The sequence below is a fragment of the Pseudomonas sp. SORT22 genome, from assembly GCF_018417635.1.
In the GTDB taxonomy this organism is placed as follows: domain Bacteria; phylum Pseudomonadota; class Gammaproteobacteria; order Pseudomonadales; family Pseudomonadaceae; genus Aquipseudomonas.
Window position 1 is genome coordinate 2,658,885 of sequence record NZ_CP071007.1, and the last position, 15,474, is coordinate 2,674,358.

Consider the following 15,474-nt stretch of genomic DNA (forward strand, 5'->3'; position numbering starts at 1 on the left):
AAGGTAAGGGGCGCAAGCTGGCGTCATCGGGTTTCACCCTTGAGCTCGACTTGCGCCTGGCCAAGCTCGACCAGCAACGCGTAGCGCCGGCCCTTGGGTTCGACGCGCAGCAGCTGCTTCCACTGGCTGACCTCCTCGTTGTGGTAGTCGGCGATCACCGCGACGAAGCGCGTCTGCTCATCAAGGGGCTGTGGGTCGATGAACTTGAACTGGCCGGGCCGCAACAGGTAGTCGTCGACGCGGATATAGGTGCTGCCCAGGGCGTGTTTCAGGTCGAGCGCCAGGGCTTGGGCACTGGCGCTGATCAGCAACGAGTCGTCGCTCAGTTGCAGGACCCTGAACGCCACCGGCGTGGCAATCAGTTGCGGGGCAAGGTGCTGTGCCGAGGTAGCCAGGTGGACGCCGGCAGCCTGGTAATCGCCCAGGGGCGACTCCTCGACCCAGGACGCCTGGGGTTCAGGCGCAGGTTCTTCACGCACGGGTGATTGCGCCGGGGCGTTTTCGTACAGATGCTCGAGCACCGCTTGCAGCTTGTCTGCCAGGGCCTGGGGGCTGCTGGCCTTGATGTCCAGGCGGTAGGGCGCCTCGGCGGGGTGTTCGGCGGCCATTGGCGCGTTGCCGGGGGTGACCAGGCGGCGGTTGACGTCATCGCTGGCGTGCAGGCTCAGCGAGTAGTAGCTGGGTTGATCATCGGGGCCGCCCACCGGCGTCGAAGGGTCGACGATCACCTGGCCGAGCTTGCCCAGCAGTGTGCAGCCTCCGAGGGTCAGGGCTGCCAGCAGCAACAGGCCCAGGCGCAGTGAGCTGGCCGCTGCCGGGTGTTTCCTGCCACGCGCAACAGGCGGGTGGCGGTGGTTGGGTGCGGGCTGGCGATGGGCTGTTGCCAGCGGCATCGACGGCGGCGCGCCCAGGCCCAGCAACGGGTCGTGCTGTTCGCGCGGATCCAGTGGCCGGCACAGGCGATCGAAATCCGCGCACAAGGCCGGGGCAGGCACAGGCGCTGGCTGCAGCGGGCGGGTATTGGCGTGCCAGTCCTCCAGGCCGTCCTCGTGCCCGCTGAACAGCTCGGCCAGCGAACGCTGGCTCAGGTGGCGTGGGTCATCGTCGGTACAGGCAGCGCTGTGCAGGTGCACGACGATCCGGTAGACACCGACCTTAAGCCAGTCGCCTTCGTTCAGGCGAACGGTGGCGCCGCGGCCCAGGGGCAGGTCATGGCCATTGAGGTAAGTGCCGTCGCACAGGTCGGTGACACAGAAGCGGCCTTCATGCCAGTGGATCCGGCAGTGCTGCGGGCGCACGCGGCCAGAGCGGTCACGCAGCAGCCAGTCGCAGCCGTGGCTGCCGATCAGGCCGCCGCGGTAATCCATGCCCCGGCTGGGCAGGCAGCCATGCAGCAGCTGCGCCGGATTGCCGATCACCAGGGTCAGTTTCATGCGCGCCCCCTGATCCGTACCACGGCAGGGTGGCGCTGTTGCTGGTTCTCGATGAAGCTGGTCCAGCCCAGGTGGGTACCGCCCTGGCGCTGCAGGTTGAACGGCGGTACGTCCTCTGCGCACAGGCGCAGCTCCAGATCGTAGGCGGTCACGTCGCGCAGCAGAAACTCCAGCAACTGGCGCAGGCGGGCGAACTGCGTACCACTGGGCAGAAACTGGCGAAAGCGCGCCTGGGACAGGTTGGGGATCACCAGGGTGAACTTGCTGGCGCGGGTCCGGGTGCGCTCGCCGAGCACGAAGCTGTTGCCCAGCTGGCCGTTGCGCTCGCCCAGCACCAGGCGCTGGCGCGAGGGCACGGGCACGGTGCGCCGTTCGAACTCACGTAGGTAGACGCCCTGTACATCGAAGCAATGCTCGACGATGCCGGACACCATCGACGGCGGCCGGCTGCGGCTGGCGATCAGCCCGGCAAAGCTCAGCAGGCGGCCCCAGGGCAAGGGCGTAGCACCCCGCAGGTCGTTGTCGTTCAGGCCGATCAGAGAAAACACATAACGCGAAAAACGGTCGCGGGCCCCGGGCTGGAAGCGGATGTAGTAGCGGTACTTGCGCCAGCTCTGGTGCAGCAGGGTCAGCAGGCGATGATTGAAAAAGTCCAGGAATGCCGGGCGAATCCCGCGCTCCTGGGCCTGCTCGTAAGCCAGGCGGTCGAGGTAGTAGGCGGGCAGGGGCGAGTCGCTGCCCTGCAGGCCGAAGAAGCTGGTCTGTACCCGATAACGCTGGTTGCCGCTGCCGTCGTCGGCCAGCACGCCCGCCTGGGTTACGTCGGACGCCGGAAAGCCGAGGCTGGCCTGGCTCTGCAGGCGAACCCGGCGGCGCGTGGCCAGGGCCGCGGGCAGCGCTTCGAGGTCGTCGCCGTGCAGGGCGTGCAGGTGCTCGAGCAGGCGATGGAACGAATAGTTGCGGGCGTCGGCCAGCAGCGCTTGGGCTAGATCAGGGGTTGCCTGCCGGTCAACAGTGGCCATTCATAGTGCTCGTTGTTGGTGGTGTTGATCACTTCCAGGCGATGGAAGGAATTGATGCTGGCGTAGAGGGCAAAGAAGCGTGACAACACGCTGGCGAACAGGTACAGGTCGCCCTCGCAGAGAAAGGCCTGCTGGTCCAGGTGCAGGCAGGTCTGCAGGCCGCGCACCGGCAGGCCCTTCATCAGCCAGTCGACCGCGCAGGTCTGGGCCTTTCCAATGCCATTGAGGCGCTTGCGTGTGGCCCGGGCCTGCTGCAGGTCATGCAGGGCGGCAAAGTCGTAGGCGCGAATCACCGCCTTGAGCGGCTCGGCCGACAGCAGCGACAGGTAGTTGAGCGACAGGTTGGAAATCAGCGTCCAGTGCAGGCTGCTGTCGAGTACCGGCCGGTAGGCGCGGGTCGGCGCGATCAGGTTGGTATAGGTGGCGAACGAAGGCGTCGCCTCGGTCGACAACGACAGATCGCCGACACCCAGGGCCTGGGGCAGGTCGCGGTTGCTGCAGGTCAGCTCGATCGAGGCGGTTTCGCGCTCGCCGATGTACAGGCTCTCGTCGCCGCGGACAAAGGCGATGCGATGGATCAGGCCATCACGGCCATGGGATTCTTCGATGTGGGTGCGAAAGTACAGGGCGGTGCGCCCGCGGGCGAGTTCGATCTCGTGCTGGAACGACTCGAAAGGGGTGAAGGTGCGCAGCGGCTCGCCCTGGCGTTCCTTGTCGCTGGCATCCCAGCCGGCCACCCGGTCGACACTGAACACCTCATACGCTTCAGGGTGCTTGCCCGCAGGCCGGATGCGCCGCTCCAGCTGGCGTCCGTCGAGGGCAATGGGCTCGGCATCGTGGCTGAACAGGTTGACCGCCGGTGCGCAGTACAGCTGCAGGTCGCGGGTGCACAGGCGCATGTTGGCCGGCATGGGTCGGGAGAATTCGAACTCGAAGCGAATCTGCCCGCAGCTCAGCGCCGGCCATACCCGGGCAAGGCCAGTGAGGCTGAAGAAGTGAAAGCGCTGGGGGAAGACGAAGTACTCCTGCAATATCCGGTAGCCGTCGAAGACATTGCGCGGGTAGGGCAGCAGCGCCTCTTCGGCGCTGAACCCGGGAAAGCCGATGTTCTCGGCCGACAGCCCGTAGGTGTTGCCATCGATATGCAGGGTCAGGCGTTTCAGGTAGTGGGCAATCCACAGGTACAGGGTCTGGGCCGTAGCGTCGTCACCGCTGAGGTGAAAATCCAGTTGCTCGCACTCCAGGCTGTTGAGCGGTTGCGGGGTCAGCACCTTGAGATCGATGCGCAGCATTGAGGTCTCGCGGCTGTGCGCATCACTGACCTCTTGCATGGCCAGGGGGAACAGGCTGACTTCGGTACAGGTGCGAAACTCGCACGACACACCATCCACGGGCTTGGCGAACAACCGCGTGCCCTTGGGCAGCACTTTGCGCCGGGTGATCGCGTCAGGCCGCGGCTCGAAGCACACGATGGTGGCGCTGGGCAGTGGGCGCAGGTAGTTGGGCCAGAGCATCTGCAGCAACGGATGGGTCAGCTCGGGCAGGTCGTCGTCGATCTTCATGCCCAGCTTGGCGGTGAGAAAGGCGAAGCCTTCCAGCAGGCGCTCGACGTCCGGGTCGCCGGCCTGATCGCCGAGAAACTGCGCCAGCTGCGGGTTGTCTTCGGCAAACTCGCGGCCCAGCTCGCGCAGGTAACGCAGTTCATCGGCAAAGCGTTGTTTCAAGCTCATGGTCTTCTCACTTCACCCGGGTGTAGCCGTCGTGGCCATGGATGGCCACTTCCAGTTGCACCTGTTCTTCCCTGTGCTCGAGCCGTACCTGGCAGTCGAGGCGAAAGTTGAGCTCCAGCGGCAGGTCCGGGTCAGGCTGATAACGCACACCGGTGACCTTGATCCGCGGCTCGAATGCCTCGACCGAGCGGCGAATGTCGGCGCTGATGGCGATCAGCAGGTCGTTGCTGCCCTGGGCGGCACCGTTGAAATCGCGCAGGCCCAGTTCAGGGCTGCTTTGCGAGCAGCCCTGGCGGGCGTTGAGCACCTGTTCAAGGTGCCGCTTGATCGCTTCGATCGCCTGCCGGGCCTGGCTCTGCGCCGTGCCCGGGCGGTAGTGCGGGGCGTCGGGCTCGAGGCGTTCGAACAGGCTGTTGACGCTCATCTACTGGGTGTCCAGGCGGCCAACCAGCGAGATCTCGAAGTTGGCGCCCATGTACTTGAAGTGCGGGCGCACCGCCAGCGAGACCTGGTACCAGCCCGGGTTGCCGGCCACCTCCTGGACTTCGATCTGCGCGGCGCGCAAGGGCCGGCGGCTGCGTACGTCGGCGGACGGGTTGTCCTGGTCGGCAACGTATTGCTTGAGCCAGGTAGTCAGTTCGCGCTCGACGTCCTGGCGCTCCTTCCAGCTGCCGATCTGCTCGCGTTGCAGCACCTTGATGTAATGGGCCAGGCGATTGACGATGAACAGGTAGGGCAGCTGGGTGCCCAGCTTGTAATTGGTCTGCGCTTGCTGGCCTTCGCGGGTCTTGGGGAAGGTCTTGGGTTTTTGCACCGAGTTGGCCGAAAAGAACGCCGCGTTGTCGCTGTCCTTGCGCATGGTCAGGGGGATGAAGCCGGCTTCGGACAGCTCGAATTCCTTGCGATCGGAAATCAGCACTTCGGTGGGGATCTTGGCCTGCAACTGGCCCATGGCTTCGAACAGGTGCACCGGCAGGTCATCGACCGCACCGCCTGATTGTGGGCCGATGATGTTCGGGCACCAGCGGTAGCGGGCAAAGCTTTCGGTGATGCGCGAAGCCATTAAAAACGCCGTGTTGCCCCACAGGTAGTGATCGTGATTGGCGTCGATGCCCTCGTCGTAGCAGAAGCTGCGAATCGGGTTCTCGGTGCTGTGCCAGGGCGAGCGCAACAAAAAGCGCGGCAGGGTCGCGGCCAGGTACTTGGCGTCTTCCATGTCCCGCAGACCGCGCCATTTGGCATGCGCCGGGCCTTCGAAGATGTCGTTGACTTCCTTGACCGCGGCCAGCTCCTGGAAACTCTTGAGGTTGAAAAACTCAGGCCCTGCGGCCATCACGAACGGCGCATGGGCCATGGCGCCAACCGCTGCCACGTAGCCGAGCAACTTGATATCCGGCGACGACGGGCCGAAGGTGTAGTTGCCGATCATCGCTGCCACCGGCTCGCCACCGAACTGGCCGAAGCCTGCGCTGTAGACGTGCTTGTACAGGCCGCTGCGGGTGATGTCGCCGGCATTGTCGAAGTCGTCGAGCAACTCCTCCTTGGTGACATGCAACACCTCGAGCTTGATGTTCTCGCGAAAATCCGTGCGATCGACCAGCAGCTTCAAACCGCGCCAGGCCGATTCCAGTTGCTGGAACTGCGGCTGGTGGAGGATCTGGTCGATTTGCCGGCTCAAGGCCTGGTCGATTTCGCTGATCATCTGGTCGACCCGGTGTTTGTTCACCGGTTGCTGGTGATCACCGCTTTGCAGGATCTCGCTGATGTAGGCGGCCACCCCCTGGCGGGCGATGGCGTAGCCTTCCTGGGCAGGGCGGATCGTGGTGTTGGCCAGTAGTTGATCGAGCAGCGAGGCGTGTTCATCGGTCGTCAGGACCTGGGCTGCAGCGCTTTCCTTGGGCATGGTGGGTTCTCCGTTCATAACTGGGATGCAGGGCAGGGGGAGTCAGTGTTAGTTGCGCGGTTGTTATGCGTCGGTAACCGTATTTGTTGCATCCAGTACCAGGTCGAGTTCCTGGGCCAGGCGCTGGCGAGTGGCTTCGTCACTGAGCAGGCTTTGCAAGTGCTTGCGAAAGGCCGGTACATTACCCATCGGCCCTTTAAGGGCGACCAGTGCTTCGCGAAGTTGCAGCAATTTGTTCAACTCCGGTACTTGCCGGGCGATGGCATCCGGGCCGAAGTCATTGATCGAGCGAAAGTGCAGGTGCACGTTCAAGTCATTGTCGCGGTCGGCGCACAGTGTTGACGGTACTGCCATCTGTAAACCCACCTCAGCCTCGGCCAGCACGGCGTTGAAGCTGTCCTTGTCAATGCGCACCGGGCGGCGCTCCTCGAGGCTCGAGGTATCGCCGCGGCCCAGGAAATTCCCGGTGACCAGCAATTTCAGCGGCAGTTCGACTTCTGCCTGCTGATCACCGGTAGCGGGCACATATTTGATATTGATGCGCTCTTTGGGGGCGACGGAACCGTGCATTTTAGACATGGGAATATCCATTTCAGGCTGTAGGTCATTTATATTAGGAGTGGATCCAATACCCTTTGTCATGTCGGATGTTTCCTAAAATGTTCTGATTAATGCGTAGGACAATTCGCCAATGTTCTGATTTGCGTTTAAGACGGTGTTTATATTTCTTACTTGCTCTTCCTGTATTTGGCGATTTGCTGATTTTTTACCTGTTGCAGCTTGCATTTCATTTTTTAATTGAGTGATGCTTTAAATGCGTTTTATTCGATTGAACAACTATCGGCAAACTTGCATGAGTTGCAGCTGAGGAGTGGCGATGGGCGCTATGGGCAAGGAGTGGCAATACAGGTGGCTGGGCCTGTGCGTAGCGGTATTGCTGCCAGCCAGTGCGCTGGCGGCGCCGGACTGCACCTCGATCGTTTCGCCGCTCAAGCGCCTGGCCTGTTTCGACGAAGCCGCCGGTACGCCACCGGGCCCGGCGCCGGTGGCGAGCCCGGCTTCGCGGGTAGGCCTGGTACCGGCTGTCGTCGACCTGGTGCAGCGCAATGAGCAGCGCCGCGCCGCGGACGACTTTCGCTTCCTCGCATCGCTCTGGCCCGAAGCCGATGATGACAGCCGCCAGCGGATGATCATTTCCGCGCCGGCGCTGGGCGTCGCGCCGCCGCGGCCTTACCTTGCGATCAGCTGCGAGGCGAATATTTCCCGGGTGCAACTGGTGCTGGATGAGCCGCCCGGGCCCAACCGTATCCGCCTGCAACTGCTCAAGGACGGCCAGCCGGTGGCCGATGCCTACCCGTGGCAAGTACTCGACGATGCCGGTTTGGTGGTTGACGCCGGGCGCGGGCTGCAAGCCATTGCCCTGCTGCGGCGCATGGGCGGCGGCCAGCGCCTGAGGGTGAAAAGCGATTACCCGGCACTGGACGGGCTGGTTTTCGATGCGCAAGGTTTGGGTGAGCTGATCGAGCAGGAGCGCCAGCTATGTCGCTGGTGATCGACCTCCCGGCCGGCGCTCTCACGCAGTTGTTGGCGCCCATCGAGGCCGACCGGCCCGCCGGTTATTTTGATGTGGAAGATGAAACCTTCCAGGCCATCGACCAGGAAATGGTCAAGCTGGGCGGCCTGCGCGAGAACACTATCGACTGGCCATACATCGATGAAGCCTCGCGTCAGTACCTTGCCACTCAGTGCAAGCACCTGCGCATTCTCGGCCATCTGCAGGTGGTGTGGCTGCGCACCGCAGAGTGGGGGCACTGGAGCGCTGCCCTGACGCTGCTGGCGGGCATGGTCGAGCATTACTGGGACAGTGCTCACCCGGTGCCAGGGCCGACCGGCTACCTGAACAAGCGCAAGCAGGTGCTGCGCCTGCTCGAGGGGCTCGGCCAGGCCCTGCCGAGCCTGCAGCGTAGCAGCTTTGCCGAGGTTCACCAGACCGACGCCGAACAGGCCCTGGCCAGCTTGCTGGACGGCATCGAAACCACGCGGCTCGAGCCCGCAGCGATCGAAGCGCTGCAATTGCAACTGGGCAAGTACCGCGAACGCTGCCTGCCGGCCCCGGCAGGTCGCGCGGTAGCTGCCGATGCCGGCCTGAGCCCGGCGTTCTTCGCAAGCACGGCGCCGGTGGGCAATGAGCGTGAACAGCGCCGGGCCTTGCTGAACATGGCTGAACAGATCAACCAGCAGGACCCCTACGACCCGGTGGGCTATCAGTTGCGGCGCTTCGCCTTGTGGACCCCTGTGCGCACCGCGCCGTCGGTCACCCGCGAGCGGCGCAGCGAACTCAGCGCGGTGCCCCGGGATATCGTCGACAGCTACCACGACGCCCTGGCCGCCAACAACGTCGAGCCCGCGTTGCTGATGCGCATCGAGCGCAGTGTTGGCGCCTCACCCTACTGGTTGCGCGGCAGCTTTTTGGCGGCCAGCGTGGCTTCGCGCCTGGCCATGGACGAAGTGGCGGGTGCCATTCGCCAGGCCTGCGAACGCTTCGCCTGCCGTTTACCGGGTTTGACCAGCTTGTGCTTCAGCGACGGCACGCCGTTCGCCGATGCCCAGACCCTGGCCTGGATCAGCGGCGCCGATCAGCCCGAGGCGGCGCACAGCCCGGTGCAGGAGTTCGCCGGGCTGCGCGACGAACTGATTGCCCAGCTTGATCGCGAAGGCGTCGAGGTCGTGCTGTTGCGCTTGCAGGAACTGCAAGCCGAGCAGCAGGCCCCACGCCAGCGCTGCTATGCCACGGTGATTGCCGCCGACCTGTTGGCCGCCCGCGGTCTGGCGTGGCTGGCGGACGATCTGTATGCCGGCGTTGCCCGGATGATGCGCGAGACCAGCGCACAGGGCTGGGAGCCACAGTTGTACCTGAAGGTGGCACAGCGCTCTGGCGCCGACCCGCTGATCACTGCAGTCAAGGAGTAGCGAAAATATGGATAGGGTCTGGAGTCACCTCAAGCGTTGGCGGCTGCCGATGCTGCGCCAGTTCAACCGGTCACTGACGTTGCTGGTGCTGCTGGGCGTGCTGCTGGTGCTGGGCGCAATCTGGTGGCTGGGCCCGCAACTGGTCTGGAATGACCATCGACCGCTGGCGCCACTGCCCATGCGCGTGGCGGCCAGTGTCGTGGTGCTGGTAGCGCCGCTGCTGGCCTGGGCCTGGCGGGTACGCCGGCGATACCAGGCGTTTCAGGCCGAGCGCCAACAGCAGGCGGCGCGCCAGGCCGACCCCTGCCTGCCCCATGTACAGGCCCAGGAGCGGGCGTTGGCGCGCAGCCTTGATCACCTGCTCAACAACATGGAGCGCCGCCGCTCGCTGTACCAACTGCCCTGGTACCTGGTGCTCGGGGCGCAGAATGCCGGCAAGACCAGCCTGATTACCCGCTCCAACCAGAGCTTCGCCCTGTCCCAGGTCACCCGCGCGGGCGCCAGCGCCCAGCAGGATCCCGATCTGGCGTACCCGATCGACTGGTGGATAGGGGACGAGGCAGTGCTGTTCGACCCGCCGGGCGAACTGCTCAGCCAGCCTGAAGAGCCATTGCCCCACCAAGCCAGTGCCGAGGGCGAAGACAGCGTTCAGCAGGGGCTCCCCGTCGGTACTCACCAGCGGCTGTGGCTGCACCTGCTCGACTGGCTGGCCCGCACCCGCAGCCGTCGCGCCCTCAATGGCGTGGTGCTGGTGATTGACCTGCAAAGCTTGCTGACCCAGGCGCCGGAGCAGCGCAAGGCCCAGGCGAACCTGCTGCGCACACGCTTGTATGAACTGACCCGGCAGTTGGGCACCCGCCTGCCGGTGTACGTGACCCTGAGCAAGGTCGACCTGCTGGAAGGTTTCGAAGAGTGCTTTGCCCGGCTTTCGCCGAGCGGGCGTGAAGCATTGCTGGGCTTCACCTTCAGCCTGGCGGCAGTGGACGACTTCGATGCCTGGCAGCAAGAGCTGGCCAGCCGTTACGACAGGTTTGTCGAGCTTCTGGGGGCGCAGGTATTCGACAGTTGCGCCCAGGCCCATTCGTTGAGCGAGCGTCAGCGGCTGGTGGCGCTGGTGCGCCAGTTATCCGGCCTGCGTCCGGCACTGCTGGGTTTTTTCGCCGAGATGCTCGGCAGCGACCGCTTCACCACGCCGGCACTGGTACGGGGGGTGTACTTTTCCTCGGTGTACCAGCAGGGTACGCTGAGCAACGCCTTCGTCGACGAGGCCGGCAAATCCTATCAACTGCCGTCGCCGGCAGCCGAGGTAAAGCCTGCCGGCGGCAAGGTGGTCTATTTCGCCCAGCAGCTGTTCCAGCGCGTCATCTACCCGGAGGCGGGGCTGGCCGGCGACAATATCAAGGTCGCCCGCAGCAAGCGCCGGCTGTTGCTTGCCGGGTTTGCCGTCGCTTCATTGGGCTGCTTGCTGGCGGTGGGGCTGTGGCAGCTGTACTTCAGCGTCAACCGTGGCAAGGCGGCCAGCGTCCTGGCCAAAAGCCAGGAGTTCAGTGCACGGGATATCGATGCCAAGGTCGACACCACTGGCCGTAATCTTTTGGCGCCGCTGGACCAGATTCGTGACGCGGTGTCGGTGTACGGCGACTATCGTCAGGCCTGGCCGCTGCTGTCCGACATGGGCCTGTACCAGGGCAAGAAGATTGGCCCGACGGTGGACGAAGCCTACCTCAAGCTGCTGTCCAAGCGCTTTTTGCCGGCCATCGCCAGCCGCGCCCTGGAAGCTGTCTTTGCTGCGCCTACCGGCAGTGACGAGCAACTGCAGGCGTTGCGCGTGTACCGCATGATTGAAGATCGAGGCAATCGCCAGGCGGCCATTGTCGAGCAGTGGGCAGCTCGGCAATGGCAGCGCGCCTACCCCGGGCAGGGGCAGGTGCAAGCCGACCTGATGCGCCACCTCGACTACGCGCTGAAGTACGCCGACGCCGATCTGGCGCAGCACCACGAAAAAATCGCCCAGGTGCAACAGGCCTTGCGTCAGCGGCCCATGGCCGAGCGGGTTTATCTGGCTCTCAAGCGCCAGGCGCAGGCGCGTCTGCAGCCGGCGCTGGACCTGCGCAGCGAAGTGGGCCCGGCCTTTGACATCATCTACCAGGTGCCGTCCGCCAGTGAGGGCGACAGCCTGTTACTGGCTCCGCTGCTCACGGCCAAAGGCTACAAGGCTTACTTCGAGTCGGGTAGCCGTAACCTCATCGAGCTGGCAATGATCGACCAATGGGTACTCGGCGAGCGTCAGCGCCTGGATTACTCCGAACATGACCGCGAGGTGCTCGGCCAGCGCGTTCGCGCCCTGTACCACGCCGACTATGTGGACAGCTGGCGCCGGGCACTGAGCCAGGTTTCGATCGTCGATTTTCGTGACCTGGGCCACGGCGTGGCGGTGCTGGAGCAGGTGACCGGGCCTGGCGCACCGGTGCGCCGCCTGCTGGAAACCCTGCGCGACAATACGGTGATCTTTGCATCACTGCCGGTGGCCGAAGTTGAGCCGCTAACCGGTGCGCAAAGGGCTACGGATGGGCCGCCCCAGGCGGTGGCGATCCGCCGGGCATTTTCCGGCCTGACGGAGTTGATCACGGCCCAGGCTGACCGGCCGTCCTACTATGACGAAACCCTGCGTGCGGTCAGTGCGGTGTACGACTACGCCAAGGCTGTGCACGACAGCCCCGACCCGGGCAAGGCGGCATTGAAAGCGGTGTTGCAGCGCTTCTCGCTGGGCGCCGCCGACCCGATTGCCAACCTGCAGCGGATCGCCGCCGGCTTGCCCGAACCGCTCAACCAGCAGGCCAGAAAGCTTGCCGACCAGACCGCGCAGGTGTTGATGATCGCCGCTCTGGGCGAGCTGGAAAAGCGCTGGGACAGCGAGGTCTACAGTTTCTACCATGAGCGCCTGGCCAATCGTTACCCGTTCAGGCCTGCTGGCGAGGATGCCTCGCTGGAAGACTTCGAGAGCTTCTTCGGCCCCAAGGGGCGCTTGCAACAGTTTCAGGACCAGTACCTGAGCGTATTCCTCAAGGACAACCTCGACGCCCTGTACTCCGATGCCCTGGGTGGCTACCTGGTGCGCAGCGATGTGCTGGAGCAACTGCAGCATGCCGAACGCATCCGTGACACCTTCTTCAACAACCGCGGCCACCTGGCGGTGCAATTGAGCATCGAACCCCTGGCCTTGAGCAGCAGTCGCCTGAGCAGCCTGCTGAGCATCGATGGCCAACTGGTCCCGTACCGCCATGGCGCGCCGCAGCGCACCGGGCTGGTCTGGCCCAATGACCTGGGCAGTGCCAGTGCCAGCCAGCTGACGCTGGTGAACAGCAGCGGTAACACCGCCAGCCTCAGCTATCGTGGGCCCTGGTCGCTGTTTCGCCTGCTCAGCCGCGCCCAGCTCAACGGCCGCACCGACACCAGCGTCGATCTGACCTTTGCCGTCGCCGATGGCCTGATGCGCTACCGGGTCGAGGTACAGAAGGCCAACAACCCGGTGACCCAGCGCAGTTTCGCCGGATTTGCCTTGCCCAGGACCTTGCTCGAGGCGCGCCGCGGCCTGGCGGTCGATGATGAGTCATAGCCGTGCGCCCCGCGCCGCGCTTGATGCAAATCAAGGCCTGTGCGCCGCTCAGGGCAGACACTGAGGCTCCGCAGCCCGCCTGGGAGCCCGCCATGCCTGATTTACACCATCGCCACCCGCAGCCCGTCAGCGTGCACGGGCAATGGCCGGGCGAGCCCGGCGGGCATGCCGATACCCGCAGGTTCCACACCGGCATCGGTTCGCTGGACGTGTTGCGCGCCTTGCGCGCGAGCCGCAAGCAGCACCGGCCATTGTCGCTAAGCGTGCAACTGGCGGCCGGGCTCGATGAGCTGGAGCAGGACGCCTACCTGCGCGGCCTGCAACGGGAGATCGCCCTGGTCGGCTGCCACCTGGGGGCCGACCAGAGCATCGAGCAGTTCCGGTTGAGCGGTGCCACTCCAGGCCTTGAGGTGTTGCAGCGGTTGATGGAGCAACTGCGCCAACGCTTCAGTTTTTTGCCACACGAACTGGGTGACTACGCTGTTGAAGTCGATTTGCACCACACCCGGTGGGCGACCATGGGGCTGTTGCGCGACCTGGGTTTCAACCAGGTCAGTATCGGTGTGCCCGATTGTGGCCAGGGCGGTGTGCTGTCGGCTGCCGACTGGCAGAACCCGGCGCCGATCCATTCACTGATCGATGCCGCGCGCACCTTTGATTTTCGCTCAGTGAGTGTCGACCTCGGCTATGGCCATGCCTGGCAGACCCCGGACAGCTTTGCCCGCAAGCTTGCCACCCTGATCGAGCTTGAGCCCGACCGCCTGCAGGTTTTCGACTACAGCCAGCCGCCGGCGCGCTACGCCCAATGTGCCCGGCAGGCACCCTGCAGCGAGCAGGACAAAGCGCTGATGCGGCGCCTGTGCTTTGCCCAGTTGCTGGCTGCAGGTTACCAACACATCGGCCTCGGCCAGTTCGTGCGCGCCGACGACGACCTGGCGATTGCCCAGGAGCGCGGGCGCCTGCGGCGCAATTGCCAGGGGTTTACCCGTCACGGCTATTGCGACCATGTCGGTCTGGGCCTGGGCGCGATCAGCCAGTTCGACGCGCTCTATGCGCAGAACGCCCTGACCCTGACGCACTACCTTCAGCCGTTGCGCAACGATCAGTTGCCTACGTGCCGCGGCTGGCGCTGCGAGGCCGATGAGCAACTGCGCCAGGGCGTCAGCGAGCGCCTGGCCTGTGACCTGGAGCTGGATATCGAGGCCATCGAGGCCCGCTACGGCGTGGATTTTCGCCAGTACTTCGCCAGTGCCTGGCGCCAGCTGGAGGCCATGCGCCGGACAGGGCTGGTGGAGGTCTCGGCGCGCCACATCAGCATATTGCCCGCCGGGCGGGTGAACGTGGATGCCATCTGCCAGCTGTTCGAACAGCAGCAATGGGTCGATCACGATGCCGGTCTTTGAGCCTGGCCAACTATTCTTTTGAGGGTCGAAAATACCCTGGATGACAAGGGTAGAAACAACCATGGCAGGGTCATTGTTACCCCGAATTCAGCCCATGGCCGAGCCCGCGCCCCGCAAACCGCGAGGGGCATGGCTCTTGCACTACCTTGCTCAAGTCCGACGGGTCACGCTGAGCTGTCGGGAACAAGGTAAGGAGAGGCTTGATGCAAGTACTTGATCGGCGTAAAGCGCTGGCCATCGCGCCGCTGTTGCGCCTGGCGTTCCGCCCGTTGTTCCTCGCGGGCTGTGCCCTGGCAGTGCTGGCGATACCGCTGTGGCTGGCGGCCCTGAACGGCACCCTGGGCAACTGGCAGCCGGCCGGCGGCTGGCTGGCCTGGCACCGGCATGAACTGGTGTTCGGTTTTGGCCTGGCGATCATTGCCGGCTTTGTGCTCACGGCGGTGCAGACCTGGACCGGCCAGCCGGGCCTGAGCGGCAAGCCGCTGGCCGGCCTGGCGTTGCTCTGGCTGGCCGGGCGGGTAGCATGGTTGGTGAATGCGCCCTGGCCGTTGCTGGCGCTGCTGGAACTGGGCTTCCCGCTGCTGGTGGCGGTGCTGATGGGGCGCACCCTGTGGCAGGTGCGGCAAAAACGCAATTACCCGATCGTGATGGTGTTGCTGCTGTTGACGGCGGTCGATGGCCTGTCGGTGTATGGCCTGGTGCAAGAGCACGACGGTTGGCAGCGCCAGGGCGTGCTCGGCGGCATCTGGCTGGTCGGGGCGATGATGGGCCTGATTGGCGGGCGGGTGATTCCGTTCTTCACCCAGCGCGGCTTGGGCCGCACCGCGGCGGTAGTGCCCTGGCCGTGGCTCGACGGGCTGCTGCTGGCGGGTTCGGCACTGGTGGCGCTGTTGTATGCGGCGGGGCCGGCGCTGACCACCAATACCGGGATCGGCGCGCTGTTTGCTGCCCTGGCGTGCGGCCACGGGCTACGCCTGTGGCGCTGGTATGACCACGGGCTGTGGCGGGTGCCGCTGCTGTGGTCGCTGCACCTGGCCTATGCCTGGTTGGTGCTGGCCTGCCTGGGCATGGCCCTGTGGCATTTCGGCGTGGCGCTGAATCCGAGCCTGGCGGTGCATTGCCTGACCATCGGCGCCATGGCTGGGTTGATCCTGGCGATGATCGCCCGGGTCAGCCTTGGCCATACCGGGCGGGCGTTGCAGCCGCCGGCGGGGATGACCCTGGCGTTCATCCTGCTCAATCTGGCCGGGGTCAGCCGGGTGTTGCTGGTACTGTGGCTGCCGCTGGGCGGTTTGTGGCTGGCGGGCGTGTGCTGGGTGCTGGCGTTTGCCTTGTATGCCTGGCGCTATGCGCCGATGCTGTTGCGCGCCCGGGTTGACGGGCACCCTGGTTAAGCG

11 protein-coding genes are annotated in these 15,474 nt (G+C 64.8%); 5 read left to right on the plus strand and 6 right to left on the minus strand.

Features of this window, described 5'->3' with window-relative positions; genetic code table 11:
• Positions 1–23: 23 nt before the first annotated feature.
• The 6 genes from tssJ to tssB form a co-directional block, all read right to left on the minus strand.
• Positions 24–1,433: a type VI secretion system lipoprotein TssJ gene (gene tssJ / locus JYG36_RS12345; RefSeq protein WP_213604164.1), complete on the minus strand. Its 1,410-nt coding sequence runs from the start codon at positions 1,431–1,433 to the stop codon at positions 24–26.
• Positions 1,430–2,455 carry a type VI secretion system baseplate subunit TssG gene (gene tssG, locus JYG36_RS12350; RefSeq protein ID WP_213604166.1) on the minus strand — a complete coding sequence of 342 codons (1,026 nt, stop codon included), beginning with the start codon at positions 2,453–2,455 and terminating at the stop codon, positions 1,430–1,432. Before tssG ends, tssJ begins: the two co-directional genes overlap by 4 nt.
• Positions 2,419–4,185: a type VI secretion system baseplate subunit TssF gene (gene tssF / locus JYG36_RS12355; RefSeq protein ID WP_093381841.1), complete on the minus strand. Its 1,767-nt coding sequence runs from the start codon at positions 4,183–4,185 to the stop codon at positions 2,419–2,421. The genes tssG and tssF overlap by 37 nt, the downstream gene beginning before the upstream one ends.
• 7 nt (positions 4,186–4,192) lie before the next feature.
• Positions 4,193–4,609 carry a type VI secretion system baseplate subunit TssE gene (tssE, locus tag JYG36_RS12360; protein ID WP_093381842.1) on the minus strand — a complete coding sequence of 139 codons (417 nt, stop codon included), beginning with the start codon at positions 4,607–4,609 and terminating at the stop codon, positions 4,193–4,195.
• Positions 4,610–6,088: a type VI secretion system contractile sheath large subunit gene (gene tssC / locus JYG36_RS12365; protein ID WP_045197971.1), complete on the minus strand. Its 1,479-nt coding sequence runs from the start codon at positions 6,086–6,088 to the stop codon at positions 4,610–4,612.
• A gap of 63 nt (positions 6,089–6,151) precedes the next feature.
• Positions 6,152–6,667 carry a type VI secretion system contractile sheath small subunit gene (tssB, locus tag JYG36_RS12370; RefSeq protein WP_213604169.1) on the minus strand — a complete coding sequence of 172 codons (516 nt, stop codon included), beginning with the start codon at positions 6,665–6,667 and terminating at the stop codon, positions 6,152–6,154.
• A gap of 298 nt (positions 6,668–6,965) precedes the next feature.
• Here tssB and vasI point away from each other — a divergent pair, with 298 nt between their 5' ends.
• The 5 genes from vasI (at position 6,966) to JYG36_RS12395 (ending at position 15,471) form a co-directional block, all read left to right on the plus strand.
• Positions 6,966–7,640 (plus strand): type VI secretion system-associated protein VasI, encoded by a 675-nt coding sequence (gene vasI / locus JYG36_RS12375; protein ID WP_249744425.1) that lies wholly within the window; start codon positions 6,966–6,968, stop codon positions 7,638–7,640.
• Positions 7,628–9,058, plus strand: coding sequence for a type VI secretion system protein TssA (gene tssA / locus JYG36_RS12380; RefSeq protein WP_213604171.1), 1,431 nt, complete (start codon positions 7,628–7,630; stop codon positions 9,056–9,058). The genes vasI and tssA overlap by 13 nt, the downstream gene beginning before the upstream one ends.
• 7 nt (positions 9,059–9,065) lie before the next feature.
• Positions 9,066–12,674, plus strand: coding sequence for a type VI secretion system membrane subunit TssM (tssM, locus tag JYG36_RS12385; RefSeq protein ID WP_213604173.1), 3,609 nt, complete (start codon positions 9,066–9,068; stop codon positions 12,672–12,674).
• A 92-nt stretch (positions 12,675–12,766) separates the two neighbouring features.
• A complete protein-coding gene (locus JYG36_RS12390) occupies positions 12,767–14,077 on the plus strand; it encodes an oxygen-independent coproporphyrinogen III oxidase (protein WP_195884357.1) in 1,311 nt (436 codons plus the stop codon).
• 203 nt (positions 14,078–14,280) lie between these two features.
• A complete protein-coding gene (locus JYG36_RS12395) occupies positions 14,281–15,471 on the plus strand; it encodes an NnrS family protein (protein WP_093381855.1) in 1,191 nt (396 codons plus the stop codon).
• The last annotated feature ends 3 nt before the right edge of the window (positions 15,472–15,474 follow it).